Source organism: Staphylococcus sp. Ze2, assembly GCF_048568365.1.
GTDB classification, from domain to species: Bacteria; Bacillota; Bacilli; order Staphylococcales; family Staphylococcaceae; genus Staphylococcus; species Staphylococcus xylosus.
Map to the genome: position 1 here is coordinate 1,913,890 of NZ_CP183486.1, position 25,162 is coordinate 1,939,051.

Sequence of the window (25,162 nt, forward strand, 5' to 3'; positions counted from 1 at the left end):
TTTTTTTATCGTTTTTCTCTAAAACGTCTTTTACTTTTTCAAGTATATCTTCTGTTTTGTCTTTTTTGTTTGTTGTCATAACTTTTCATCCTCACATGATAACAGATACCCTTACACAACAAAACTTAAACATTAACCAGTATAATTTTCTGTCCAATAAGGCTGACGATCTTTATTAAAGTCAACACCTACACCAAGGGTGTTAAATTCTTCCTTAAGGATATTCTTTCTATGTCCTAATGAATTCATTAAGCCTTGATGAGCGTAAATACTACTTGTTTGACCATATGCTAAGTTTTCACCTGCTGCATTAAAATCATGTCCATCGGCTTCCATACGATCAAATGGAGTATCGCCTGATAAATTATTATGATCAAAATAATTATGTTCAGCCATATCTTCACTGTGTTTTCTAGCTGTATCAGAAATACTATTAGAATATTTAAGTGGCTCTAACTTATGCTGTACTCGTTCTGAATTAACTAAATCAAAGTTTTGTAATTCAAAGCTTTGAGCTAATCCCTCAGATGGTGCGCCATATTGCTGTTGTAATCGGTTTTCCATTTTTTCACTAACTTGTAAGATTGCTGTTAAGTTATTGCTCTCATGTTTATCATAAAAAGCTGTTGTATATATTTTGTCTTTATGAAAATTATCAAATTCATCATCTTGAACATCAAATTTCACATGTCCTTTTTGCTTGTCAGTAATAGGTTTACCTAAACGTTCTCTCACCTTCTCTTTAGGTGTGCCATATTTAATTTTTGATTTAGATGATATAACGTTTTGGTTACTATATAGCGCATTTACTTTATCATCTATATAACTAACCATTACAAACGCTCTATAATGATCCGAATAATACGTGTGCCAATTTGTACCATATTCATTTGATGTGACACGTTGCGGACTCCCTAGCTTTTCTTCTACAGCGCCTTTAGTCATATTCATTTGAATATTATTAACCGCAAATTCTTGTTTACTGGGTACTTTTAATGCATCTTCGTTAATTGACTTTGATGAAGTCCAATCAGCAACTTTGCTTTTCAATTGCTGTTGTACTGTATACATCGATTGTGTTTCTTTGATTGGTAAGACAAGAATAATTACTAAGAAAGTAAGTACATACAAGAATAATTTTCTAATTTTTTACACCTACTAATATATTAGTCTCTATCACCGTTGAAAATTGAATTTCTTACAATTACATAATCCACTTTTCTTAAAGAATTAAGGTCAGTACCACCTGCATATGAAATTGAACTTTGTAAGTCTTGTTGCATTTCAATCAATGTATTAGATAATGAACCTTTGTGCTCAACAAACATTTTCTTACCTTCTACATTTTTATGCTCACCTTTTTGGAATTCAGAGGCGCTACCGAAGTATTCTTTATATAATTTACCATCTAATTCTACTGTTTCACCAGGAGATTCTTCATGTGCAGCAAATAATGACCCAATCATTACCATAGATGCACCAAAGCGTATAGATTTAGCAATATCACCGTGTGTTCTAATACCACCATCAGCAATAATTGGTTTTCTTGCCGCTTTACTACAGTTATTCAATGCTGATAGTTGCCAACCGCCTGTACCAAATCCTGTTTTAATCTTAGTAATACAAACTCTTCCAGGTCCAATACCCACTTTAGTAGCGTCTGCGCCAGCATTTTCTAATTCACGTACACCTTCGGGAGTACCGACATTACCCGCAATTAAAAATACTTCAGGAATGTGTTGTTTAATGTGTTTAATCATATTGATTACAGAATCTGAATGGCCATGAGCGATATCAATTGTAATATAATCCGGGATTGCTTTTTCAGTAGCTAATTGCTCTACAAAATCAAATTCGCTTTCTTTAACGCCTACAGAAATTGACGCAATTAACCCTTTTTCATGCATTTTCTTAGTAAATGGGATACGTGCCGCTTCATCAAATCTGTGCATTATATAGAAATAATCATTTTCAGCGAACCATTCAGCTAATTCTTCATTCATAACTGTTTGCATATTGGCTGGAACGACTGGTAATTTAAAACTTTTCGGTCCAAATTGAACAGTCGTATCACATTCAGAACGACTATTTACAATACATTTATTCGGTATAAGTTGGATATCTTCATAATCAAAAATTTTCATTGTTAATAAACCCCTAACATTTTTAATAAAACATTTACTTAATGGTAAGATTTTAATGATGTATTCAATAATTATATGGAGAATAATAGTTACATTTACTATAATTCCCGAACAATAACTTTTTATTTATCTTCACCAATAGATAATATACATTGTTTTAAACTAAATGTAAATGGACTTAGGTCGTAAATTACCAACTTGCTTTTTTAACACCTGGTATTTGCCCTTTATGTGCATGTTCACGTAATGCAATTCGTGACATCCCAAATTTGCGATACACACCTCTCGGTCTACCTGTAACTTTGCAACGACGTGTTAATCTAGTAGGTGATGAATCTCTCGGTAATTTTCTTAAAGCCTCATAATCACCTTTAGCTTTTAATTCTTTACGTAACTCATAATATGCTTCAACTAATTGTTCTCTTTTTTGTTCTTTAGCTATTTTTGATTTCTTTGCCATTGTTCTGTCTCTCCTTTTAAATCGTAATAGTTACGATTTAAATAATAACATACTCACTTCATTTTTCAACTTAAAAGTATTTGAAATTATTTTCTTTATATGCTAAAATTTTAAAACGTAATCATTACTGTTAAGAAAGAGGTGTTAATTTTGCGCGTAAATATTACATTAGCATGTACAGAATGTGGCGATCGTAACTATATTTCTACAAAAAACAAACGTAATAATCCTGAGAGAATCGAATTAAAAAAATTCTGTCCTAGATTAAACAAATATACGTTACATCGTGAAACAAAATAATTTCTCCGCTAAAATTATCTTTTTAAATACGACAATTTAAATGCAAGGGTATGTTGTAATGATATTTAGCTTATAGCACTAGAGTTATCTTTATTAAATTTATAATGACTTGTGATTGCCAACTACATTTTTATCATTGTAGTTGGCATTTTTTTTATTCATCTTAATCTCTAAATAACCACTCTAATTTATACGAAAAAGAGACCCATAAAGGGTCTCTTTCAGAACGTAGACAAACCTTGCGCAAATTAATGCGTAAGGTTTGTTTATTTTTATTTATATAGTTATTTTTCAAAAAGCAGTGGTCTTTCAGACCATTATTGGCCCTTTTACTAACCACATTGCTATTTTTTTAGATTCATGGCAGCACAAATTAGCGTGGTATCCATGGAAACTTTGTCATGCCCTCTATATCTTGTCCATCGCATACCATGCTGTTCTTTTGCATCGCCAAATCTTCTCTCTATTGTTTGACTTCGCAATTTATATTGTTTTTTTACAGTATCAATAAACCTTAAATCTTCAACTATATCTAAATCGTCTTGCCAAACATGTCTTCTAATTTGTTTTATGGCATCTTTATTTTCGGTACATTTACTTAATACAGGACAGTCTCGACATATTGAACCATCTGATACATATAACCTGTGTCCTGTCGGCATCGTTCTTTTGTATGATAAAATTTCATCATTAGGACAAATATAAGTATCATAATATTCATCGTAGATGAAATCTTTTGTTCTGAAAAATCCAGGTTTCCCCTTAGGTCTTGTATAGGGCATTGCTGGTACAATTGCTTTTTCAAGTAAAAAGTGGGTATTAAAAGGTGTTTTATAACCTGAGTCAATTGCTAATGTAATAGGCAACATCTGCTTTGCTTCTAGTCTTTCAATCATTGGTTTGAGTTGTGTACTATCATGAATATTACCGGGCGTCACATGCTTATCAATTATATAACCATTTTTATCCACACATGCATGTAAACTATAAGCAAATTGCTTTTCTCGTTCTCCTTTTACATAGTATCCAGCTTCTGGATCAGTTGTACTTACCTTTTTTGTTTTATATTCCTCCTTCTTTTTATTTTTTAATGGCTTTTTTCCTTGTGCTAACCTTTGTTCATTTATTTCATTGTCCAATTCTTCTTGAAAGTGAAGTGTATCTTTTTTAACAATTTCTGTAATATACTTATTTTTATTTGCATTTGCTTTAATATGGGTGGAATCAATAAATAAAGATGAGTGATCGATTAAGTTATTTTTGATAGCTATTTCGAGTATTTTCTCAAATATTTGTTCAAATAAATCCGTATCATGAAAGCGACGTGTATAGTTTTTACTAAAAGTCCCAAAATGAGGTACTTTATCTAAAAAGCTATATCCTAAATACCAACGGTAAGCTACATTTGTTTCTATTTCTTTAATTGTTTGTCTCATTGATTTGATACCAAATAGTCTTTGTATAAGTAATATTTTTACTAAAATAACTGGATCTATAGAAGGTCTACCATTATCGAGACAATATTTGTCTTCGACAAGTTCATATACAAAATTTAAATCTAATATCGTATCGACTTTACGTAATAAATGATTATTAGGGACTAATTCAGAAATAGAAATCATTTCATATTGATCTCTTTTATCAATTGATTTATTCAACATAATAAACACCACCACTGTTTAATTTATATATATTATAATATTTTTCGTATAATATTGGCAGTGATTTGGGCCGACTCCTGCGGGAAGAGCGCTAGCCGAAGACTACAGGCTAAGGCAGTGCCCGCGGAAAGCGTGCACAAAAAAACTGCCAACAAAGTCGGAGACTTTGTCGACAGTCTGAGAGACCCATAAAGGGTCTCTTTTTACTTGTAAGAAAATACTACTAAACTATCACTATTTTCAAAAGGGTTGGAACACTTAATTAATAGAGTATTCATTCCCTCGCTGTTTTTGACATTATTAATCTTTGATTTCTAAATCAACATCATTAATATCAATACCTAAAGCTTTCGCTACGCCTTTACCATATTCACTATCAGCTTTGTAACAGTGGCGAATGTGACGGTGTTGTACTTCTAATGTAGTACCTTGCATCTCATTAGCAGTATTTTCAAAAATGCGCTCTTGTTGTTCTTTAGATTGTAATCTAAATAAACGTCCTGGTTGTTCAAAGTAGTTGTCGTCATCTTGTCTGAAGTCATATTCATAAGCTTCGCCTTCAACTTTTAAGCCAGGCTTTTTGAATTCAGGTTGATCTTCAAATGAACCATCACTATTTGGATAATAATGCGTGCCGCCACCTTGATTATTATCCAAGATTCTCATTTGGCCATCTCTACTAAATGGGCAAATGTTTTCAACACCTACACCTTTTGGTTGATTTACTGGTATTTGCCAATGATTCACACCTAATCTATAACGTTGCGCATCTCCATATGAGAATAAGCGACCTTGCAACATTTTATCTGGTGAGAAATCTATGCCAGGCACAATATTTGTAGGTGCAAAAGCAGCTTGTTCCACATCTTGGAAATAGTTATCTGGGTTTCTGTTAAGTTCCCATTCCCCTACTTCTATTAATGGATAATCACCTTTGTACCAAACTTTTGTTAAATCAAACGGATTATCTTTATGGTTTCTTGCTTGTTCTTCCGTCATGACTTGGATGTACGTCTTCCATTTTGGATAATCTTTATTTTCAATTGCTTCAAATAAATCACGTTGTGACGATTCTCTATCATCAGCAATAATTTTCGCTGCTTCGTCAGGTTGAAGATTTTCAATACCTTGTTGTGTTCTATGATGGAATTTCACCCAAACACGTTCACCTTTGTCGTTATACATTGAGTAAGTATGAGAACCAAAACCATGCATATTTCTATAACCTTTTGGAATACCACGATCAGACATCAAGATTGTAACCTGATGTAAAGCTTCTGGTAGTGACGTCCAAAAATCCCAATTATTTTGCGCACTACGCATATTTGTTCTTGGATCACGTTTGACCGCGTGATTTAAACTCGCAAATAATTTAGGATCTCTAAAGAAGAATACAGGCGTGTTATTACCAACTAAATCCCAGTTCCCTTCATCTGTATAGAACTTTAATGCGAATCCACGAATATCACGCTCTGCATCTGCTGCACCACGTTCACCTGCTACTGTTGAAAAACGCGCAAACATTTCAGTCTGTTTACCAACTTCAGAGAAAATACTCGCTGAAGTATATTGCGTGATATCATTTGTAACTGTAAAAGTACCAAATGCTCCTGATCCTTTTGCATGCATACGTCGTTCCGGAATCACTTCTCTGTCAAAGTGAGCCATTTGTTCTAAAAAATACCAATCTTGCATTACTAGTGGGCCCCTTGGTCCTGCAGTCATACTATTTTCTCTATCAGAAACTGGTGCACCAAATAGGCTAGTTAATTTTTTATTGTTGCTCATCACATTTCCCCCTCATTCTCTACCTAAATAATAATTATTATTACCTAGTACTTATTTTAATGTAAAGTAGTTTTAAAAGCAACATATCCAACATTAATTAATTAGACTATTTTCGCAATATTTAAACATTTCTTGACTTTTAGCTGAGAAAAAGCATTGCTTGTGTCTATCAAAAGCATTAAAATGGAGTGTATATATTTTAATTAACTATTAGGAGACTTATTATGGCACAAAATAATATGAATCGTGGTTTAAATTCTCGACATATTTCAATGATAGCAATTGGCGGTGCCATTGGAACCGGACTTTTTGTTGCTACAGGTAATGTAATTTCTCAAGCTGGTCCTGGTGGTGCAATATTAGCTTATTTAATTATTGGGGTAATGTTGTATTTCTTAATGTCTTCCATTGGGGAACTAGCAACATTTTATCCTGTTTCAGGATCTTTCAGTTCTTATTCTACTCGATTTGTAGATAAGTCCTTAGGGTTTACGATGGGATGGCTCTATTGGGCAATATGGTTACTAGTTACTAGCGTGGATATCATTATTTCTGCAAGTGTACTTAATTATTGGGATACGTTTCAATTTTTCAGTCCAGTAACTTGGAGTATTATCTTTTTATGTTTACTTTTCTTATTAAATATATTTTCAGTTAAAGCATTTGGTGAAACTGAATTTTGGTTATCATTAATTAAAGTAATCACAATTATCATCTTTATCGCTGTCGGTGTTCTAACTATCGTTGGTATTTTAGGTGGTAAAACATATGGACTGTCAAATTATACTATGGGCGAAGCACCATTCGTTGGTGGTTTTTCAGGTTTCTTAGGCGTGTTACTCGTTGCAGGTTTCTCAGTTGGTGGTACAGAGGTAGTTGCAGTCACTGCGGGTGAATCATCTAATCCTGATCGTTCAATGCCAAAAGCGATAAAACAAGTGTTTTGGAGAATATTATTATTCTATGTATTATCTATTGCTGTTATATCTGCAATCATACCTTATACTGATCCTTTGTTACTAAACGAAAGCGAATCAGTATCTCAAAGTCCCTTTACAATTGTCTTTGACCGTGTAGGAATTGCTTTTGCAGCATCTGTAATTAATGCAGTTATCTTAACTTCGTTGTTATCAGCAGCTAACTCAGGTATTTATACCACTAGTAGAATGTTGTACTCAATGGCTGAAGACAAACAAGCACCTAGATTTTTAGCAAAATTAAATAAAACAACAAAATTACCTATAGTTGCTCTATTTACAACTTTCATTATTGTATTAGCAGTAATTATATTGGCTCAATTCAAATCTGATATTGTGTTTACATTACTCAATATCATCGGTTCTTTAGTTATTGTTATTTGGGCAGCTAGTATTCTAGCTCAAATCAGACTTCGCTTGGCAATTAAAAAGCAAAACAAAGACCCTAAAGATGTACTACCATATAAAGCACCATTTTATCCTTTAGGGCCGATTATTGTAATCATCGCTTTACTGTTCTTGTTTGGAGGAAATTCGTTCGGAGCAGTATTATCAGGAGATATTGGTGCATTATTTAGAAATATAACACCTATTGTCATTTTAGTTCTAATATACTTAGTACATAAATTTATTAGAAAAACTAAAATTGTAAAACTTGAAGAAATTGACTTAAAACGTCACGATTTAGACTAGTTATATTTCATAATTAAAGATGTATAAACACCCTTTAATATGGAGAGAACATTAACAACTGAAAATGATATCTCAAAGTTATGAAAAATGGGGATACGAAAGCAATTTCAAACATTGATTTCGTATCCCTTTTTTGTTATATAGTACTTTATTTAAATTACATAGATTTATCAATATAACACCCGAACAATTTTATTAACTCTTTCTAAATACATAAGCCTCAGTTATTTTCAGTTATATAGAAATATAGTATAATAATTAATAACAATGACGTAACTTAGAGGTGAAGAATATGATTGGGCAAACGAATTTATTTGACGATATTTTAGAAACTGAAGAACGCTTCGTTATAGTTGTGCAATCACTTGAAGATAAGCATCAGCGCTTAATCAAACGTACATTAAGAGAGTATAGTAGTTTAGACCATTCACAAATGGAAAGTCTTTTTGAACATTTGAAAGACTTATTTTTACAAGAAGACTTTGAGGAAAACCAATCTGCATTCGCAATAACTGTTTATACTAACTTAGACTATACGGCAGATCATGTATATGCACACGTCAAGCGACATCGTGGCAAAAACGAATGGACACATACTGCTAAGTAATCTATAGCATATATTGAATACTTAGTGTATTAGGCATCTAACTATTGCAATCTTTTATAAAGTGATAAACACATTGATTTAAACTTATCAAACAGGGACTGCCTCGCTAAAATCCTATATTTATTGAATTGATTTCAGTGATCATGTACAAACTATTTTTAGAATATTTACAAGCAACCATTATCAATAAAAAATAAAGCCCGAAACACATAATTAAGTGTGTCTCGGGCTTTATTTTTATTTTAATAAGTTTCTTAAAGCATGTGGAATACCATTATCACTGTTACTTAAAGTTACCTCATCAGCAACTTTTTTCACATCATCATTAGCATTTCCCATTGCTACAGCATGTCCAACAACCTTTAACATGGAGATATCATTGGCGCTGTCACCAAAAGCAATTACTTCTGATAGATTAACTTGCACTTTTTTACATAATTCAGTGACGGCATTTCCTTTGGATACACCATTAGCCATAAATTCTAAGAAATAAGGTTTACTTGTAGTAACATCAATTTCTTCATTAAAATGGCCGGCCAAATCTTTATTGAGACCTGTAATAGTTGGTACATAATCAACGCCCATCACTTTAGGTACATCTTCTTGAATGAAATCCTTCAAGTCATCTACACGCTTCATAGGAAGCCCAGTTAATTCAGACTCAATATTCATATATTCATGTTCACCTTCGTAAACAATAAACCCATCTTGATAAGTTAATACAAATAATCCATTTTTTCTACAATAATCGACTATAAAATCAAAATTTTCTTTAGAAACAGTACGGCTTACTTCCACCGTTTCCGTATTAACATTTACGGTTTTTCCACCATTATAGCTAATTACATAACTTTGAAATTTATCCAATTGTAAAGTTTTAGCAGTAGGTAACATACCTTCTGTAGGACGTCCTGATGCTAATACAACTTTGTATCCTTTATTTTGTATATCAATTAAATAACTTTCTGTTTCAGGACTCATTTGATTGTCATGGTTCATCAACGTGTCATCCATATCCATTACTATCATTTTATATTCACTCATGTTGCTTGTCTCCCTTCAACGTCTTCACTATATATTACAACAAATTATTGACGTTGGTACAACACTTTGAGTTCAACACCAGTCTCATTAATCGTCACCAACTCTGAACGACAATTTTCAAATGTTCTTTTCAACTCTCTAACTAATTCACCACTACGTTCAGGAGCTATCATAGTAAGTACAGTTGGACCTGCACCACTTATCACCGTAGCATATGCTAAATATTGTTTTGCTAGTCCTTTAATTGTCTGGAATTCAGGAATTAAATCTTGTCTATATGGTTCATGAAACCCATCTTGTTCCATCATTTTTCCAGCTAATACGTAATTATGTTGAATAAGTGCACTAATCATCGTATTACTAATCGCGCTATTTTGAACAGCTTTTTTATGTGAAAAGGTATCAGGTAAAGCATTTCTTGAATCAACCGTTCTTAATTCATAAGATGGCACTGTAATAATGATATCTAATTTAGGTGTATCAATATAAGAAACATCAGTTACCTTAGTTTCCGGATTATAATAACCTAACACTAATCCACCGTATATCGTCGGTGCGACATTATCAGGATGACCTTCAAATTCGGTAGCGAGTTGCAATAATTCATATTTTGATAACTCAATATCACCAAAATAATTTGCTATGTATAAGGCACCTACTAAAGCAGATGCCGAAGATCCTAATCCTCTAGCCAAAGGAATTTCACTTCTCATTTCAATTTCTAACGTAGGTAAAACCACATTATACTTGTGCGCAACCTTTTGTGCGATTTGGTAAATGTAATGACTATTATCTGTTGGTAAACCTTCCACATTAGGACCGATATGGTTAAACGACCAATGATCATCATTACTTATTTTCACATCTAAATATAAAAATTTATTTAATGCCATACCAATTGAATCAAATCCAACACCTAAATTTGCAGTAGATGCTGGTATTTTCAAATGTAACCTTTCGCTCATGCTAAATTGCCCCTTTGATATAATCTAAAATACTTTCTCTATCATTTGGCAATGGTTTAATTGGATTATCCAACAAGGAAATTGCAGTATCTGGATCTTTCAAACCATTACCAGTTAATACAGAAACCACTTTTTTACCTTGAGGTAATTTGCCTGCTCGATGTAACTTGATAAGTCCTGCAATTGAAGCATTACTAGCTGGCTCACTGAATACACCTTCGTTACGCGCCATCAATTGATATGCCTCTAAAATTTCTTCGTCAGTAACGCTATCTATTTGTCCATTAGATTCTTCAAGTGCAGCAGTTGCTTTATCCCAACTTGCAGGATTTCCAATTCTAATTGCTGTGGCAACCGTGTCTGGGTCTTTTACTACTTTATTTTGAACGATTGGCGAAGCACCTTCCGCTTGAAAACCAAACATTTGTGGTAATTGCGTATCATTTGCTTCATGGTAATCTTTGAAACCTTTCCAATATGCAGAAATGTTTCCAGCATTACCTACTGGTATTGATAAAATATCAGGTGCCACACCGTCTAATTGTTGGATGACCTCGAAAGCAGCTGTTTTTTGCCCTTCAATACGATAAGGGTTTACTGAATTTACTAGAGCAATTTCTCCATTTTTAGCAATTTCTTGAACAATTTCTAAAGCTTCGTCAAAATTACCTTCTATTGATACAATTTCTGCTCCGTACATCACAGCTTGTGACAATTTACCTAAAGCGATTTTACCTTCTGGAATAACTACAATAGCTTTTAATCCAGCACGTGCTGCATATGCAGCTGCCGAAGCTGAAGTATTTCCGGTAGAAGCACAAATTACAATTTTCTTGCCTTCTTCTTTCGCTTTAGCCATTGCCATAACCATACCTCTATCTTTAAATGAACCTGTCGGATTGGCACCTTCATATTTTACATGTAGTTCAATACCTAGCATTTTAGACATGTTTTCACAATAAATTAATGGTGTGTGGCCCTCATTTAATGATAATGATGGTGTTTTTTCAGTTACTGGTAAATAATTTTTAAATTCTTCTACTAAACCTTTCCAATTCTTCATATTAATTAAACCCCTTCTACTGGATAAATTTTCTTAACGATATAACCTGACTCTTTAATTGATGCTTCTGGATTTTCATCGATTCCTATTACTGCAACACCTACTGTATGAGCGTCACGTTCAGTTACTGCTAATGATTTGTGGAAAGGTAATACACCCTTAAGTAAGGTTTCAACTTTACTTATATCTTCACCGTCTGTTTGCACGACAACGTAGTAACTTTCTTTTTCCTTAATTGATACCGTATCTCCATCGTCCATAATCGCTTTCGTCTTTTCAGTTTTTAATTCAAAATGTGGCGGTAATGTGTGTAAATTCGTATCAAAATTTAATGTTACATTTAGCAAGTCACTTACAACTGCGCTTCCAGTAGCTAGACTACCAGCACCTTTCCCGTAAAACATTGTTTCACCCACTGCATCACCGATGACATAAATTGCATTAAACTCATCTTCAACAGCGGCTAATTGATGGGATTTGTTTATAAGTGTAGGTGAGACAGAAGCTTGTACTTGACCATGTTCATATGTCCCTTTACCAATTAACTTAATCTTATAACCAAGATCATCGGCAACTTTAATGTCTGAAGGCTCAACATCACTAATACCATGTCTTACCACATCGTCTAAATTAATCACTCTATTAAATGATAAGTAAGAAGTAATGACAACTTTTCTAGCAGCATCGATACCTTCAACATCATCAGTTGGATCCGCTTCTGCAAAGCCCAATCTTTTAGCTTCGTCTAATGCATCTTCGAATGACGTTTGCTCTTTTGTCATTTTACTTAGAATAAAATTAGATGTGCCATTTAAAATACCCATAAACTTACTAATGTTATTAGCATTTAATCCATTGTTAATTGCGTTTACAATTGGAATACCACCTGCGACACTAGCTTCATATTTCAATGCTACATCATTTTCTTGAGCTAAATCTTCTAATACATTTAGATGTACTGCTAATAAATCTTTATTTGCAGTCACAACATGTTTCTTCTGACTTAATGCGCGCTTCAACCAATCCACCGTTGGCTCAATACCACCCATAACTTCTACTATAATATCAATTGAATCATCGTTTAAAATTTCATCAATATCTTCAGTTAAATTATAATTCGACACATTGATTGGACGTTGTCTTGATTTATCTCGAACCAATATGTGTCGAATATTAATATTTTTATTCATTGTTTCTTGTATTTGTTCTCTATTTTCTTCAATAATTTTTACTACACCAGAACCTACAGTTCCTAAACCTAATAAGGCTACATTTAATTCCTTCATAATTTCATTCCTCCGATTGTTCTTCTAAAAAATACAGTTGTACAGTTGAAAAATACTTGAATATGGTATAGTATAAATTCATTCATTATTTTTGTAAAGGTGAAAATTTAGATTCTATATATATCCTATCACTCTCGTGATAAAAACTAAACAAAATTTTCTGATTTTTTAGAAAGGTTGTATGTCCCATGAAAGTTGCCAAGTTTGGAGGAAGTTCTGTATCTACTGCAGATCAAATAAAAAAAGTATTAAATATCGTTAATTCCGATGAGGACCGGAGAATCATCATCGTGTCCGCACCAGGTAAGCGACATAAAGAAGATGTTAAAACAACAGATTTACTTATTCGTCTGTATGAGAAAGTCATTGATGATTTAGATTATATTTCTAAAAAAGAAGAAATTATTCAGCGTTACGCTGATATCATTTATGAGTTAGATATGAGTGATAACCTATTAACTACTATTGATCAAACGTTAGAAAATTTTATTACTACATTAAAAGATAAACCTTCACGTTTATTAGATGCTTTACTTTCATGTGGTGAAAATTTTAATGCACAATTAATTGCAGAATATAATAATAGCCAGGGCATACCAACTCGTTATATATCTCCTGGCGAAGCGGGCATTCAAGTTACCGATTTGCCCCAAAATGCACAAATTTTAGATCAATCATATGAAGCACTATATAACTTAAGAACATATGACGAAAAATTAATCGTCCCTGGTTTCTTTGGTGTTTCAAGACAAAATTATATCGTAACATTTCCTCGTGGTGGGTCTGACATCACTGGTGCTATTGTTGCAAGAGGTGTCAGAGCAGACTTATACGAAAACTTTACTGATGTTTCAGGCATTTTTAGAGCAAATCCAACAATTGTTAAGAATCCTGAAGTCATAGATGAAATTACTTATAGAGAAATGAGGGAATTGTCTTATGCGGGCTTCGGCGTCTTTCATGATGAAGCTTTACAGCCCCTGCATAAAGATAGAATTCCTGTCGTTATAAAAAACACAAATCGACCAAATGATACTGGAACATTTATTCGTCATGATAGAGAAATTAATTCTAGTAATATCGTGAGTGGTATTAGTTGTGACAAAGGCTTTACTGTATTAAATATCAAAAAATATTTGATGAATAGACAAGTAGGATTCACACGTAAAATCTTAGGCGTGTTAGAAGATTATAATATTTCTTTCGACCACATGCCTTCAGGTATTGATAGCATCAGTATCATTATGCGTTCAAAAGAAATTCATAATAGAGAGGAACAAGTGCTTAATGACATTCGCGATAAATGTGACGTCGATGAGTTAAGCGTAGAACATGATTTAGCTATCCTAATGATTGTTGGCGAAGGTATGCACAGAATCGTTGGCACGGCTAACACCATTACACATGCCTTAGCAGAATCAAAAATAAATTTAAAAATGATGAACCAAGGTGCTTCTGAGATTTCAATTATGTTCGGTATTGATGTAGCAGATGCAGATAAAGCTGTGAAATCAACTTATGAATATTGTTACAACGGTAAATGCTTAAAAGTTTAGTATCACACATTATTTAACAATCAAAAAATCCTTCAAATTAATTTTTGTCCTCTTGTTAAGACTGACAATAATTTGAAGGATTTTATATTGCTTTTTTCTCTGAAATAAGCGCTTGGTTAATACGTTCATCTCCAACGACTAACCTCAATATTACGAATTGATAATAACTTAATGAATCTATTACATTTCTATAATTTGGTAGTTGATGATAGTCTATTGGATCTAATAATTCATACATCAACACGATTTCTGGTTTAATATAATCTACATCCCATTTGATAGAATGAAAATAAATATTTTTCTCTGGCAACCTTATGTTATGATTCCACCTAAACATCCATTCTTCATCTTTTACATCGTATACAATCACGGTCATAACCAATGTATCACCATCATATATATTAGCGTGAGTAATCTTTGAAAAATCTACTGTTGTATAATCAGAAGTGCTATGTGTAGTGTCGTGCAATAATGTTTGGTATTCATTCGGAATATATTTTAAAACTTCCCCCAAAAACTTTCTCTCAACACTAATATCAACTTTATTATCTAAATTAAATGCATCATGTAAAAACAATTGTTTTGCTATTTCACCATTATATTTAATTAAATTTGGTACATTAGTATTTAAAATTTCGACAATTCTCTTTATCGATTTATTTTTTTCATTTTCCAAATGTGCACCCCCTGACAAAAGTAAGCGTTTCCAATAATTAATATTATATAGTTTGTACTTAAATATTTCAATGTATTAAATACAAAATCGTGAAATAAAACACAAATTATTTTTAAAAACTACCTACCAAGGTGTAATCATGAGATGAATGATTATCTAAAAGATCTGGTCTGTTTAACAGAAAAATATCATTAGCATTGGTGTTAAGCATTTTTTGAATATCGGCAATAGCAGGTATTGTCTGGTATAAATCATTATCTTGTATATATGGTACAGTGATAAAGTAATATCGAATACGATATTTTGAAAATGTTTGCACTACATCTGAACCTACAATGATATGAAAAGCACTATCAACCACACCATTAGGTACAATAATATTAAAATTTGTATACCTAGATACGTATTTAATAATATCTGTAGAGTAACTAATCACAGATATTTTAATATCATAATTAGAAAGTTCGTCTAAAATTTTATATGCAAAAGGATGATTATCAAAAGCTATAATATCCTCATGTTTAATTGTTCGAGTAATGTGCTCGAGATATTCTTTTATCGTACTCAAATCACTTTTCACCATCTTCCTTATTTATATTACATATAATTTATTATAGCTATTAATCTAAGTAAGTTAAACCGTTATCTATTTAAAAAATACCACTTAAGTGCCCAAAAGATACGAAAGGAATTAATTTACAAATATAATTTATGTACAGGTTAGTTATAATATATTACCATGGATATGATCATATTAAGTTTAACGAATTGGTTAATAGCATTTGTACAAAATTAGATAAAAGCGTAAAATGAACTATGTTAAAAAATTTAATAAGATTAGGATGATATTCATGTTTTTACCACTTATATTACTAGTAATAATAGTATTACTTATTATTATAGTATTTATAGATCATCGTGTTATGCAAAATAAGCTTGAAACTGAAACTTATGCTAAGGATCAATTAGTAACTAAAATAAGTACAGTTACACGTGAAAATACAAATTTGAAAAATAAAATGTTAGACATAGATTCAAATAATGACACACATCACCATGGTCTCAGAAAAGCTAAACAAGATTTATCAGTCATTTTAAATGAACAAAAAGAACAAGGCGTAATAGCGTACTTCGACATTATTGCTACTGGTAATTTAGCTGTTAAGCATCCTCTATTTGAATACGCAAGAGCTTTTGACTATATTGTTTTTACCGAAAAAGGAATTTTTAATATTAATGTCAAAAATTGGAAGCAAAAAACTTTTTATCACTTCACGCCTGATTCAGCAGAGCAAACTGAAATTGATAATGAGAATTCAGTACATCAAATTGTTGGAAGATATATTGCCAATCAATTTCATGGCCAATACCAATCATCTCGTTCTACAACTTATACATTTATAGAACGTATTAAAAATAATTCTGTCATTTATGACTTTTACAATTATGACCCTTATGAACAAGCTTCTAAAAACACTCAAGCATTAGAAGCCAAAATTCAAGAGCGTTTAAATCAACAAATTCCAAATGTTGGTCTCGTTTACTTCACAGACGGTAGTGTGAATTTAATCGATGGTCCAACAGTTAGAAATAATTATGTGGAAACAGTTTCTTCAAAATCTTCTTTACAAGAAATTATAAAAGAAACATTAAATTCAAAAAATGATGTATTAACCAAAGAACAATATGATAAACTAATTGCACGGTTTAACTAATTAAAAAAACAGACCTTAAGTGATAGTTCTCCTAAGGTCTGTTTTCTTATATTTATATAGTTTTTTCAAAATAACCGTGATCTTTCAGAGTAAAGTTACCTCTTTTATCAATTAATTTATTTAACTTAATCAACACCATCACTGCTTAAGTTATATTTAATCTTCCCAGTGTAATATTTGGCAGTAATTTGTGCCTAATCCTGCAGGATGATTACTAGCCGAAGACTACAGGCAAAGGCAGTGTCCGCGGAAAGCGTGCAAAAAACTGCCAACAAAGTCAGAGACTTTGTCGACAGGCAGGTCTTTTTTATACTTTATCGTTCTACTAAATAATATAAAGGTATGTTAGCTACTTAGAACAAGTTTACTTGCTCCAAAGATTCACTTTATCATTTTTAGCTTGTGTTTCAGCTTGTTTAAATACTTCTCTATACTTTCCATTGGGAGAAAAATATTTTTCTCTAGCTAATCCTTTTTTTACCAATTCCTCATTGAACATCGTTTTATCATCGATCCATACATATGCTAATGTTCGTCCATAACGATCTTCTTTTTCTTTATCGTATTCTAAATATACATCTTTATTCGTTAAATGTTTTTTAGAATAATCCGACGCTTCTTTACCATAAGGTTGTACTGGCGTGTTAGGTTTAACAGTCTCTGGTGTATCCATACCAATTAACCTAACCTTCAATTGTTCATTGTCACTATTTTTAGCAACTAACGTATCTCCATCTACAACACGTTCAACATGAACCTTTTCCGAATTGTCAGGCCCAGAAGATGTATCACTATTACCATTTTCTTGAAATGGTCCCGTATGATTAATAAATTGAAATGCTAATACACCCAATACAATTACAATTGCGATCAAAGATGTCGTTTTCTTTTTTGATTTCACTGTTGCACCCACTTCTTTTTAATTGTCCAAATTATCATATAGAAAAAAGTGGCGTGCGTCAACATAACAAATATACTTTTTAAACAACGAAAATAATTATTGAGCTATTTAACACTCGATTATAATCTTTCCGTATAAAAACTACCCATCTTAAAATTTGCTTTCACACTGTAATTATTTGAAAATTGAAGTTCATTCAAATCTATTTGGTTTTATTTATCTATTTAAATAACTCATGCTATAATACTTAATGAATAGGAGTGAACGCGTTGAGTATATTTAAAGAAAACATGATAACAATTATCGCAGTTATTGTAGCTATCATTATTGGTATGGTATTGCAATATCAATTACAATTACCCCCAATGGTATCAGCAGTTGTAGCTATATTATTAGGCCTCTTAGTTGGCTTTATCGTATTTGTAATCCAAGCAATTGTCACTAAAAATAATAATAAATAAATTTAACTGTCGCATATTCAATGCGGCAGTTTTTTGTTGCTTTAACGTTAAATCAATTTATATCCAGCCATTTTAAAATTATGCAACAATAGTTTAGAATGCAATTTCTTCCACTGCTCTCATTTTATTATTTTTAATCTTTATCTGATCACAATTATCCCCAGATATTATAATCTAATATTCTTTCATATAAACTTGGGTAATAATATGAGTGTGTGTTGTCACAACTTCATAGTGACAAATGTCATAAATTAAGTTCACTACAATTTTGTTTACATAATAAATATATAGTAACTAAAAGATAGCTACTCTCATTCATATTATGTGAGTAGCTATCCTTTCTCTATGATTTAGTTGTCTATTAGATAAATTACCGTTCACTACAAATTTAGGATTTGTAAATAATTAGACTAATAATTATTTATGGCAAACTTTAATAAAATAAAAAGACTGAGACAACAATGTCTCAGTCTTTTTATTAACGCTCTTTTATAAAAGTTAGAATCGCATGAAATTCTTGTTCATTCGCTGAAAAAGTACGTTCTTCAATTTCTCGCACTGTAGAATTCAATAATTTATAACCAGCAACTTCATCATCTTGTAAATAAGCATTAATGCTTGATTCTAATTCCTTTAACGATGTTGCCTTTAATGTAGATAATTTAACTTCTTGCATATTGCCATCCCCTTTAAAACTTTAAATTTATATTGCTTATATCATACTATTTAGGCGAATGACATTCAAACAATAAAACATAAATGTACGCAATTCAATAAAATTATTCACCCTTAATACAACTCTATATTGACGCGACTTATAGCTTATTTTAAAATTAAAGTTCACTAAGTATGATTGAGGTGATTATTTTCTTTAAAACAAAAGAAGTGCGTGCGTTTATTATCTATTTTGCAGTATGTCTTACTTTATTTATATTATATTTAATACCATTTTCGCACGCAATATTTGGTTAATAGCTTATATGTAAAATAAAGCTATTTGATTGAAATAACACAGTAACTAAAACTGAGTTATTTCAATCTTTTTTGTTCTCCAACCCAATCAATCTCACTTTTCAAAAATACATTATTATTTAAACCTTTAGAAATTGTTATCCAAAGTTAATTCTTTTATTTATAAAATTATATCCCCTTTTGTCCGTAAAATAGTTTTTTATCACTGTTGATCTTTTATTACATCAGCTAACAGTGAATTTAAAGGCTTTCCTGTTTGCTTAAGTTCTTTCATTATATTTTCCTTATCGTTTTGACTTCGATTTTGGCTTAATTTATATGCAGCTTCTAATTTATCTACTTTTACTTTAAATCCAATTATTCCTTTTATTTGTTGTTTCGTTTTTTCTGATAAATTCTCCCACGTTGCACCATTTAAATGATTACTTTCATATCGGTTTAGTAACATACTTAATTCTTTTTTCAATTGTTCTTCATTTAATAATTGTCCTGTTCCATATGCATGAACACTTTGATAGTCCCACGTTGGAACATCTTCAGTTTCATACCAAGTTGAAGATATATAACCATGTGCCCCTGAAAAAATAATTAGTATTTTGTCATTTCCGTCTATTGTTTGCCATTGTTTATTAGCTTTTGCAAAATGACCTGATAAATATAAACTATCCTCCCTCTCTTTAATATTAAGTGGTAAATGTGATGCGGTAGGCGTTGATCCATGATTAGTTACAATAGTTGCAAAATTATTAGCTGTAATAAAATCTTTTATATTTTCATAATCTTTCATTTCATAATATTTAGGTATATACATATAAAAGCGCCCCCTAATAGATGTTTAATGTAAAAGAAATAACCTTTAATTTTATTCTATTATACATACTCACATTTATAAAATTACTTCTAAAAAATTATTTCCTTTATAATATTTAAAATAGAGTACTTTAGTTATACAAAAAATACACTCCCTAAATGTTTACACTTTAACATGACTAAAGTGGTTATATTTAGGGAGTGTATCAGATTAAAATGGCTTTTGATAATCAACTTTAGAACTAGGGAGTTCTATATATATTTTAGCATCGTTAAGTCAATTACATATATTAGGGAAAGCCCTAAATAAAAGTAACTTCTCAGTTGTATTTACTCGCTATAATTAAAAAAGCAAATCTCCATAAATGTCACACATTAATGGAGATTTGTTTTTTAATTAACACTTACATTAATTTCAATATCTATTGTTTCTTTTAAAGCTTTTGAATATGGACAATAATTATGTGCTTTTTCTACATATAATTCTGCCTCTTCTTGACTAAGATCTTTAACTGTTACATCTAATTCAGCAGCCAACTTAACGCCACCATCTGCTTTATCCGGTAATAAATAAGCTGTCGCACGCACTTCTGGTTCAATTGAGCCTTTACCATCGCTTTTTAAAATGTGCATAAGTGCATTGTTGAAACATGAGCTATAGCCAGCTGCAAATAATTGTTCTGGATTTGATTCAGTAACACCATTTCCTCCCATTTCTTTCGGGACAGCTAAATCTTGATAAAAAGTATTGTCTTCACTAAAAACTTTACCATCTCTACCACCATTGCTAATAACAGTAACCTCATATAATGGTTTTACCATTATAACCACTCCTTTTAATTGAATAAATTATGTTTATATTAATGAATTAATCACAATTCGTTAATAATATAACATTAATTTCTAAAAACCTAAAATTAAATGCCTAATTAAATCATACCAAATCATATGAATTACAATTTTATAAACAGAACATACTTGAAGTGAATAGATTTTTAACAGCCTAGTAAAACTATAGTCATATAATATTATTTTCAATTAATTAGGAATTCATACATTTTCCTAATCGTTCACAGAATACTATTTCACAAAATAACAACACGACATCATCCCATTATAAATACTCGAATTGCATATTTTTATATTATAGTTAAAAAGCTATACTTATAATAATAGCTCGAGAAATTGCTAATACTTGTTATTTTACTAAAACAAAAACAATCTATAAAACAGCAAAAAAAACCACCTCTTATTTAGGTGGGTTTATGCATATTCGCATAGTTTTCAAATGAGAACGGTGACTAGAAGCTTACTCATATAAGGCGTACTGAGTAGCACTAAAATATATTGCACCACATATATATTTTTATAGGAATGATTGGATGTTTAAATTCAGACCACCAGTAATCGTATTTCTTTTCTACACTAACAAATTCCCCCCTAAATTTTGTAAATAGCCGAGAACTTGCATCAACTACCAAACCATCTATGCAAAGAGAGCATATTTAGCTCTCAAGCGACCTTTCAACTTCCATTTAGTTTGGGATGCAGTTGTTGGATTAGAAAATTAGTTAAGTCCAGTTATACAAGTCCAAAGAGATTATTAATTTAATGAATGGTTAGGCTTTCACTTAATCACTTGGCGTAATGATAAACTAAGCCAAATTAAAATAGAAATAGCGAATTTTTCTAATAAAGAAATATTTCAAAACTTTCTTCACCCATTCTGCACCCAAAACACTCAATAAAAATAAAAAATGGGTGCAAAAAAACAACCCGAAATCATCCTAATAGGATGACTCGAGTTGCTTATATACCTAGTGTTTAACCCCTTTGTTTAGCACCTAGTATTGTTTGATATATTGTTCTCTTTCCCATTCAGAAACTTGAGTTCTGTAGTAATCCCACTCAATTGATTTAGAATTAATGAATTGGTTATAAATATGATTACCAAGCGCTTCTTTGATTGGCTCATTATTCTTCATAGCTTTAATTGCTGTATATAAAGTTGAAGGTAAATCTTCAATACCAACTGCTTCACGTTCTTCACGGTTCATCTCATAAATGTTTTGGTTAACTGGTTCTGGTACTTCTAATTTATTTTTAATACCATCTAAACCAGCTTGTAAGATAGCTGCTAATGCTAAGTATGGATTTGCTGCTGGATCAACTGAACGCACTTCTACACGTGTTGATAATCCACGAGATGATGGTACACGGATTAATGGAGAACGGTTTTTACCACTCCATGCAATGTAACAAGGTGCTTCATAACCTGGAACTAAACGTTTATAAGAGTTTACTAATGGATTACATACACCTGTAAATCCACGTGCATTTTTCAAGATACCTGCAATAAAGTGGAACGCATCTTTAGTCATTTGCATATCGCCATCTGGATCAAAGAATGCATTTTCTTTGCCTTTGAACAATGACATGTTAAAGTGCATACCGCTTCCGTTCACACCAAACAATGGTTTTGGCATAAATGTTGCATGCAGGTTATGTTGACGCGCAATTGTTTTTACAACAAGTTTAAATGTTTGGATATTATCACAAGCTGTAATTGCATCCGCATATTTAAAGTCAATTTCATGTTGTCCTGGTGCAACCTCATGGTGACTCGCTTCAATATCGAAGCCCATATCTTCTAATTCTAGTACGATGTCACGACGGCAATTTTCACCTAAATCTGTTGGAGCTAAATCGAAGTAACCACCATCATCATTTAGTTCTAATGTTGGTTCACCTTTTTCATCTAATTTGAATAAGAAGAATTCAGGTTCAGGTCCTAAGTTTAATTCTGAGAATCCTAACTCTTGCATCTCATTTAACACACGTTTTAAGTTGGCACGAGGATCACCTTCAAATGGTGTGCCATCTGTTTTATATACATCACAAATTAAACGAGCAACTTTACCTTGCCCAGCAGTCCATGGGAAAATAACCCATGTATCTAAATCTGGGTAAAGGTACATATCAGATTCTTCGATACGCACGAATCCTTCGATTGAAGAACCATCAAACATCATTTCATTATCTAAAACTTTTTCTAATTGACTAACTGGTACTTCAACGTTTTTAATAACTCCTAAAATATCAGTGAATTGTAACCTTAAATATCTTACATTTTCTTCCTTAGCAAACTTATGAATATCTTCTTTAGTAAATGAACGTTTTGGCATTGTAAATGTCCCCCATTATTTTATTTGATAAAGCGTGATAAATCTCCACGGTTTATCGGAATTGCTTCTCGCTGTGGTTTCTGAGTGGCTTCAACTATCATTTGTTTTCTTGTTTCTTGTTCATCATCAGTCAGGTGATCTTGATCATCTTTTATAATTTGTTTAATTCCTTTTATATTAAAGCCCTTTTCAATTAAGCTTTTAATTTCTAAAAGTCGCTCCAAATCATTTAATGAAAAAAGTCTTTTATTCCCTTCTGATCTATGTGGTTTAAGCAGTTCATGTGTTTCATAGTAACGAATTTGCCTTGCAGTCAATTCGCTTAATTTTGTTACAACACTCATAGGGAAAACCGGCATACTTCGTCTTAATGTATCATTTGACTTCAATCCGATCACCTCTATTTTTGAACTTATAATAAATTTAGCATAATAACTAAATTAATTCAAAGATATGTAAGGTTTCCTTACATCATATCTAATCCCTTGATACAACTAAGCTCAAGACACTTTCTACTCATTGGTCAAATAAGTTTTTTGAAAATTCCTTAAATTTATTTCAAAAAAACCATATATTTTCTTTATGATTCATAAAATTAGTAGTCAATTTCAATTCGTCATAAAATAAAATATATGGTAAATAGTTATTATTTATACAAGTTGTTGTGTTTTTAATTTTTGTGCTGCTCTAGTCACAGCTAATTTAACGTGTTCATATGTTAAACCACCTTGCACATACACTTCATATGGGGGTCTTATTGGTCCGTCTGCCGATAATTCTATTGAAGAACCTTGCACAAAAGTACCCGCTGCCATGATTACATCATCTTCATAACCAGGCATATAGGCCGGTTCTGGACTGAAATGAGCATTTATCGGTGAAGCCTGTTGGATACTTTGACAAAATAAAATCATTTGTTCTTTTGTTTCGAATGACACAGTTTGTATTAAATCTGTTCGAGCAACATCATAGCGTGGTGAGGTGCGCATATCCATTTTTTCTAATAATAAACTAGTAAACAATGCGCCTTTTAAACTTTGGCTAACTACATGTGGTGCAAGAAAAAAGCCTTGATACATTTCTTGAAGTGAATTTAACGAAGCACCCGCTTCTTTACCTATTCCTGGCGCAGTTAATCGATAACCACATCTTTCGACTAGCGCTTTTTCACCTGCAATATAACCACCAATTTTTGCTAAACCGCCACCTGGATTTTTAATCAATGATCCTGCAATTAAGTCTGCACCACATTCAATAGGTTCACGTTTCTCAACAAACTCACCATAGCAATTATCTACAAAAATGATTATATCAGGATATTGTGCCTTTATTTGTTGTATCGCCTGTTCGATTAAATCTAATCTAATTGAGGGGCGTTGATCGTAACCTTTCGACCTTTGGATAGCAATTACTTTTGTTTGTGGTTTAATTTGTTTAAACACGGCTTGAATATCAATGTCGCCCTCTTTCAAATCGACTTTATCATAACTTACACCATGTTCTTTCAAACTTTCTATCCCATTACCGTTAATACCTATTACTTCTAACAAGGTATCATATGGGTTACCTGTAATATATAAAAGTTCATCCCCATATTTTAAAAGGCTCTGTAAAGCAATCGTAATCGCATGTGTCCCAGAAATCATTTGAGGCCTTACAATAGCATCTTCTGCTTTAAAAGCGTGTGCATAAATCTCTTCAAGGTGATCTCGACCTAAGTCATCGTAACCATAGCCTGTAGTACCTTGTAAGTCGCTTTCTGTTGCTTTGACTGCATGAAAAGCATTTAAAACTTTTTCTTGATTCTCATAGGCAACCTCTTCAATATATTTAAAATAAGGTGCTAATGTTTCTTCAGTTTCTGCAATCAGTTGTTTCATCTCTTCCATTAATCATTA

24 protein-coding genes are annotated in these 25,162 nt (G+C 31.9%); 6 read left to right on the forward strand and 18 right to left on the reverse strand.

All coding sequences use genetic code 11. The features are described 5' to 3' along the window. Positions 1 to 132 precede the first annotated feature (132 nt). The 3 genes from ACM591_RS09045 to rpsN all read right to left on the reverse strand — a co-directional run bounded on the left by ACM591_RS09045 (position 133) and on the right by rpsN (position 2,604). Positions 133 to 1,131 (reverse strand): CAP-associated domain-containing protein, encoded by a 999-nt coding sequence (locus tag ACM591_RS09045; protein WP_069796579.1) that lies wholly within the window; start codon positions 1,129 to 1,131, stop codon positions 133 to 135. A gap of 35 nt (positions 1,132 to 1,166) precedes the next feature. Beyond that, a complete protein-coding gene (gene guaC, locus ACM591_RS09050; protein WP_186335270.1) occupies positions 1,167 to 2,144 on the reverse strand; it encodes a GMP reductase in 978 nt (325 codons plus the stop codon). Positions 2,145 to 2,334: 190 nt separating this feature from the next. Continuing rightward, positions 2,335 to 2,604, reverse strand: a complete 270-nt coding sequence (gene rpsN, locus ACM591_RS09055; RefSeq protein ID WP_017724370.1) for a 30S ribosomal protein S14 — start codon at positions 2,602 to 2,604, stop codon at positions 2,335 to 2,337. A 150-nt stretch (positions 2,605 to 2,754) separates the two neighbouring features. Between rpsN and rpmG the strand changes: the two genes are divergently transcribed. Continuing rightward, positions 2,755 to 2,904: a 50S ribosomal protein L33 gene (rpmG, locus tag ACM591_RS09060; protein WP_017724369.1), complete on the forward strand. Its 150-nt coding sequence runs from the start codon at positions 2,755 to 2,757 to the stop codon at positions 2,902 to 2,904. A gap of 344 nt (positions 2,905 to 3,248) precedes the next feature. Here rpmG and ACM591_RS09065 read toward each other — a convergent pair whose 3' ends face one another. Together ACM591_RS09065 and ACM591_RS09070 are read right to left on the reverse strand one after the other, a co-directional pair. Next, positions 3,249 to 4,565: an IS1182 family transposase gene (locus tag ACM591_RS09065; protein WP_418354371.1), complete on the reverse strand. Its 1,317-nt coding sequence runs from the start codon at positions 4,563 to 4,565 to the stop codon at positions 3,249 to 3,251. Positions 4,566 to 4,865: 300 nt separating this feature from the next. Further along, the gene (locus ACM591_RS09070; protein ID WP_186335271.1) at positions 4,866 to 6,353 is read right to left on the reverse strand and encodes a catalase; all 1,488 of its coding nucleotides are present in this window, start codon (positions 6,351 to 6,353) and stop codon (positions 4,866 to 4,868) included. A gap of 224 nt (positions 6,354 to 6,577) precedes the next feature. Between ACM591_RS09070 and ACM591_RS09075 the strand changes: the two genes are divergently transcribed. After that, positions 6,578 to 8,023, forward strand: a complete 1,446-nt coding sequence (locus ACM591_RS09075; protein ID WP_029377400.1) for an amino acid permease — start codon at positions 6,578 to 6,580, stop codon at positions 8,021 to 8,023. 292 nt (positions 8,024 to 8,315) lie between these two features. Next, a complete protein-coding gene (locus tag ACM591_RS09080) occupies positions 8,316 to 8,630 on the forward strand; it encodes a hypothetical protein (RefSeq protein ID WP_029377401.1) in 315 nt (104 codons plus the stop codon). Positions 8,631 to 8,867: 237 nt separating this feature from the next. On the opposite strand, the gene ACM591_RS09085 is transcribed toward ACM591_RS09080, so the two are convergent. Genes ACM591_RS09085 through ACM591_RS09100 form a run of 4 tightly spaced genes read right to left on the reverse strand, consistent with a single transcriptional unit; the run spans position 8,868 to position 12,988 of the window. Continuing rightward, positions 8,868 to 9,674 carry a Cof-type HAD-IIB family hydrolase gene (locus ACM591_RS09085; protein WP_029377402.1) on the reverse strand — a complete coding sequence of 269 codons (807 nt, stop codon included), beginning with the start codon at positions 9,672 to 9,674 and terminating at the stop codon, positions 8,868 to 8,870. A gap of 44 nt (positions 9,675 to 9,718) precedes the next feature. Then, positions 9,719 to 10,639: a homoserine kinase gene (gene thrB / locus ACM591_RS09090; RefSeq protein WP_029377403.1), complete on the reverse strand. Its 921-nt coding sequence runs from the start codon at positions 10,637 to 10,639 to the stop codon at positions 9,719 to 9,721. A gap of 1 nt (position 10,640) precedes the next feature. Then, on the reverse strand, positions 10,641 to 11,702 hold the full coding sequence (gene thrC, locus ACM591_RS09095; RefSeq protein ID WP_029377404.1) for a threonine synthase: 1,062 nt from the start codon (positions 11,700 to 11,702) through the stop codon (positions 10,641 to 10,643). 5 nt (positions 11,703 to 11,707) lie between these two features. After that, the gene (locus tag ACM591_RS09100) at positions 11,708 to 12,988 is read right to left on the reverse strand and encodes a homoserine dehydrogenase (RefSeq protein ID WP_029377405.1); all 1,281 of its coding nucleotides are present in this window, start codon (positions 12,986 to 12,988) and stop codon (positions 11,708 to 11,710) included. Positions 12,989 to 13,176: 188 nt separating this feature from the next. Between ACM591_RS09100 and ACM591_RS09105 the strand changes: the two genes are divergently transcribed. After that, a complete protein-coding gene (locus ACM591_RS09105) occupies positions 13,177 to 14,544 on the forward strand; it encodes an aspartate kinase (protein ID WP_038678422.1) in 1,368 nt (455 codons plus the stop codon). 82 nt (positions 14,545 to 14,626) lie between these two features. Here ACM591_RS09105 and ACM591_RS09110 read toward each other — a convergent pair whose 3' ends face one another. After that, positions 14,627 to 15,220 (reverse strand): hypothetical protein, encoded by a 594-nt coding sequence (locus ACM591_RS09110; RefSeq protein ID WP_029377407.1) that lies wholly within the window; start codon positions 15,218 to 15,220, stop codon positions 14,627 to 14,629. 112 nt (positions 15,221 to 15,332) lie between these two features. Continuing rightward, positions 15,333 to 15,788, reverse strand: a complete 456-nt coding sequence (locus ACM591_RS09115) for a hypothetical protein (RefSeq protein ID WP_029377408.1) — start codon at positions 15,786 to 15,788, stop codon at positions 15,333 to 15,335. Between the two features lie 283 nt (positions 15,789 to 16,071). On the opposite strand from ACM591_RS09115, the gene ACM591_RS09120 reads away from it, so the two are divergent. Continuing rightward, a complete protein-coding gene (locus tag ACM591_RS09120) occupies positions 16,072 to 16,935 on the forward strand; it encodes a hypothetical protein (RefSeq protein ID WP_029377409.1) in 864 nt (287 codons plus the stop codon). A gap of 364 nt (positions 16,936 to 17,299) precedes the next feature. On the opposite strand, the gene nucI is transcribed toward ACM591_RS09120, so the two are convergent. Further along, positions 17,300 to 17,836 (reverse strand): thermonuclease NucI, encoded by a 537-nt coding sequence (nucI, locus tag ACM591_RS09125; RefSeq protein WP_029377410.1) that lies wholly within the window; start codon positions 17,834 to 17,836, stop codon positions 17,300 to 17,302. Positions 17,837 to 18,105: 269 nt separating this feature from the next. On the opposite strand from nucI, the gene ACM591_RS09130 reads away from it, so the two are divergent. Beyond that, on the forward strand, positions 18,106 to 18,297 hold the full coding sequence (locus ACM591_RS09130) for a hypothetical protein (protein ID WP_029377411.1): 192 nt from the start codon (positions 18,106 to 18,108) through the stop codon (positions 18,295 to 18,297). A 478-nt stretch (positions 18,298 to 18,775) separates the two neighbouring features. Here ACM591_RS09130 and ACM591_RS09135 read toward each other — a convergent pair whose 3' ends face one another. The 6 genes from ACM591_RS09135 to ACM591_RS09160 all read right to left on the reverse strand — a co-directional run bounded on the left by ACM591_RS09135 (position 18,776) and on the right by ACM591_RS09160 (position 25,153). Further along, positions 18,776 to 18,973: a hypothetical protein gene (locus ACM591_RS09135; RefSeq protein ID WP_029377412.1), complete on the reverse strand. Its 198-nt coding sequence runs from the start codon at positions 18,971 to 18,973 to the stop codon at positions 18,776 to 18,778. Positions 18,974 to 19,471: 498 nt separating this feature from the next. After that, a complete protein-coding gene (locus ACM591_RS09140; protein WP_029377413.1) occupies positions 19,472 to 20,080 on the reverse strand; it encodes an FMN-binding negative transcriptional regulator in 609 nt (202 codons plus the stop codon). A gap of 392 nt (positions 20,081 to 20,472) precedes the next feature. After that, a complete protein-coding gene (locus tag ACM591_RS09145) occupies positions 20,473 to 20,901 on the reverse strand; it encodes an Ohr family peroxiredoxin (RefSeq protein ID WP_029377414.1) in 429 nt (142 codons plus the stop codon). Between the two features lie 1,022 nt (positions 20,902 to 21,923). Continuing rightward, positions 21,924 to 23,264 carry a type I glutamate--ammonia ligase gene (glnA, locus tag ACM591_RS09150; RefSeq protein ID WP_029377415.1) on the reverse strand — a complete coding sequence of 447 codons (1,341 nt, stop codon included), beginning with the start codon at positions 23,262 to 23,264 and terminating at the stop codon, positions 21,924 to 21,926. A gap of 20 nt (positions 23,265 to 23,284) precedes the next feature. Continuing rightward, positions 23,285 to 23,653, reverse strand: a complete 369-nt coding sequence (locus ACM591_RS09155; RefSeq protein ID WP_029377416.1) for a MerR family transcriptional regulator — start codon at positions 23,651 to 23,653, stop codon at positions 23,285 to 23,287. A 261-nt stretch (positions 23,654 to 23,914) separates the two neighbouring features. Next, a complete protein-coding gene (locus ACM591_RS09160) occupies positions 23,915 to 25,153 on the reverse strand; it encodes an aminotransferase class I/II-fold pyridoxal phosphate-dependent enzyme (RefSeq protein ID WP_326007654.1) in 1,239 nt (412 codons plus the stop codon). Between the last annotated feature and the right edge of the window lie 9 nt (positions 25,154 to 25,162).

What these genes read in the sequence shown, in the direction of transcription:
- rpsN (WP_017724370.1), bottom strand. Translation starts at nt 2,604, where the DNA reads ATGGCAAAGAAATCAAAAATAGCTAAAGAACAAAAAAGAGAACAATTA.
- ACM591_RS09145 (WP_029377414.1), bottom strand. Translation starts at nt 20,901, where the DNA reads ATGGTAAAACCATTATATGAGGTTACTGTTATTAGCAATGGTGGTAGA.
- ACM591_RS09135 (WP_029377412.1), bottom strand. Translation starts at nt 18,973, where the DNA reads ATGCAAGAAGTTAAATTATCTACATTAAAGGCAACATCGTTAAAGGAA.
- ACM591_RS09080 (WP_029377401.1), top strand. Translation starts at nt 8,316, where the DNA reads ATGATTGGGCAAACGAATTTATTTGACGATATTTTAGAAACTGAAGAA.
- ACM591_RS09160 (WP_326007654.1), bottom strand. Translation starts at nt 25,153, where the DNA reads ATGGAAGAGATGAAACAACTGATTGCAGAAACTGAAGAAACATTAGCA.
- ACM591_RS09105 (WP_038678422.1), top strand. Translation starts at nt 13,177, where the DNA reads ATGAAAGTTGCCAAGTTTGGAGGAAGTTCTGTATCTACTGCAGATCAA.
- thrC (WP_029377404.1), bottom strand. Translation starts at nt 11,702, where the DNA reads ATGAAGAATTGGAAAGGTTTAGTAGAAGAATTTAAAAATTATTTACCA.
- ACM591_RS09085 (WP_029377402.1), bottom strand. Translation starts at nt 9,674, where the DNA reads ATGAGTGAATATAAAATGATAGTAATGGATATGGATGACACGTTGATG.
- guaC (WP_186335270.1), bottom strand. Translation starts at nt 2,144, where the DNA reads ATGAAAATTTTTGATTATGAAGATATCCAACTTATACCGAATAAATGT.
- ACM591_RS09140 (WP_029377413.1), bottom strand. Translation starts at nt 20,080, where the DNA reads ATGTATATACCTAAATATTATGAAATGAAAGATTATGAAAATATAAAA.
- glnA (WP_029377415.1), bottom strand. Translation starts at nt 23,264, where the DNA reads ATGCCAAAACGTTCATTTACTAAAGAAGATATTCATAAGTTTGCTAAG.
- ACM591_RS09065 (WP_418354371.1), bottom strand. Translation starts at nt 4,565, where the DNA reads ATGTTGAATAAATCAATTGATAAAAGAGATCAATATGAAATGATTTCT.
- thrB (WP_029377403.1), bottom strand. Translation starts at nt 10,639, where the DNA reads ATGAGCGAAAGGTTACATTTGAAAATACCAGCATCTACTGCAAATTTA.
- ACM591_RS09075 (WP_029377400.1), top strand. Translation starts at nt 6,578, where the DNA reads ATGGCACAAAATAATATGAATCGTGGTTTAAATTCTCGACATATTTCA.
- ACM591_RS09120 (WP_029377409.1), top strand. Translation starts at nt 16,072, where the DNA reads ATGTTTTTACCACTTATATTACTAGTAATAATAGTATTACTTATTATT.
- ACM591_RS09100 (WP_029377405.1), bottom strand. Translation starts at nt 12,988, where the DNA reads ATGAAGGAATTAAATGTAGCCTTATTAGGTTTAGGAACTGTAGGTTCT.
- ACM591_RS09070 (WP_186335271.1), bottom strand. Translation starts at nt 6,353, where the DNA reads ATGAGCAACAATAAAAAATTAACTAGCCTATTTGGTGCACCAGTTTCT.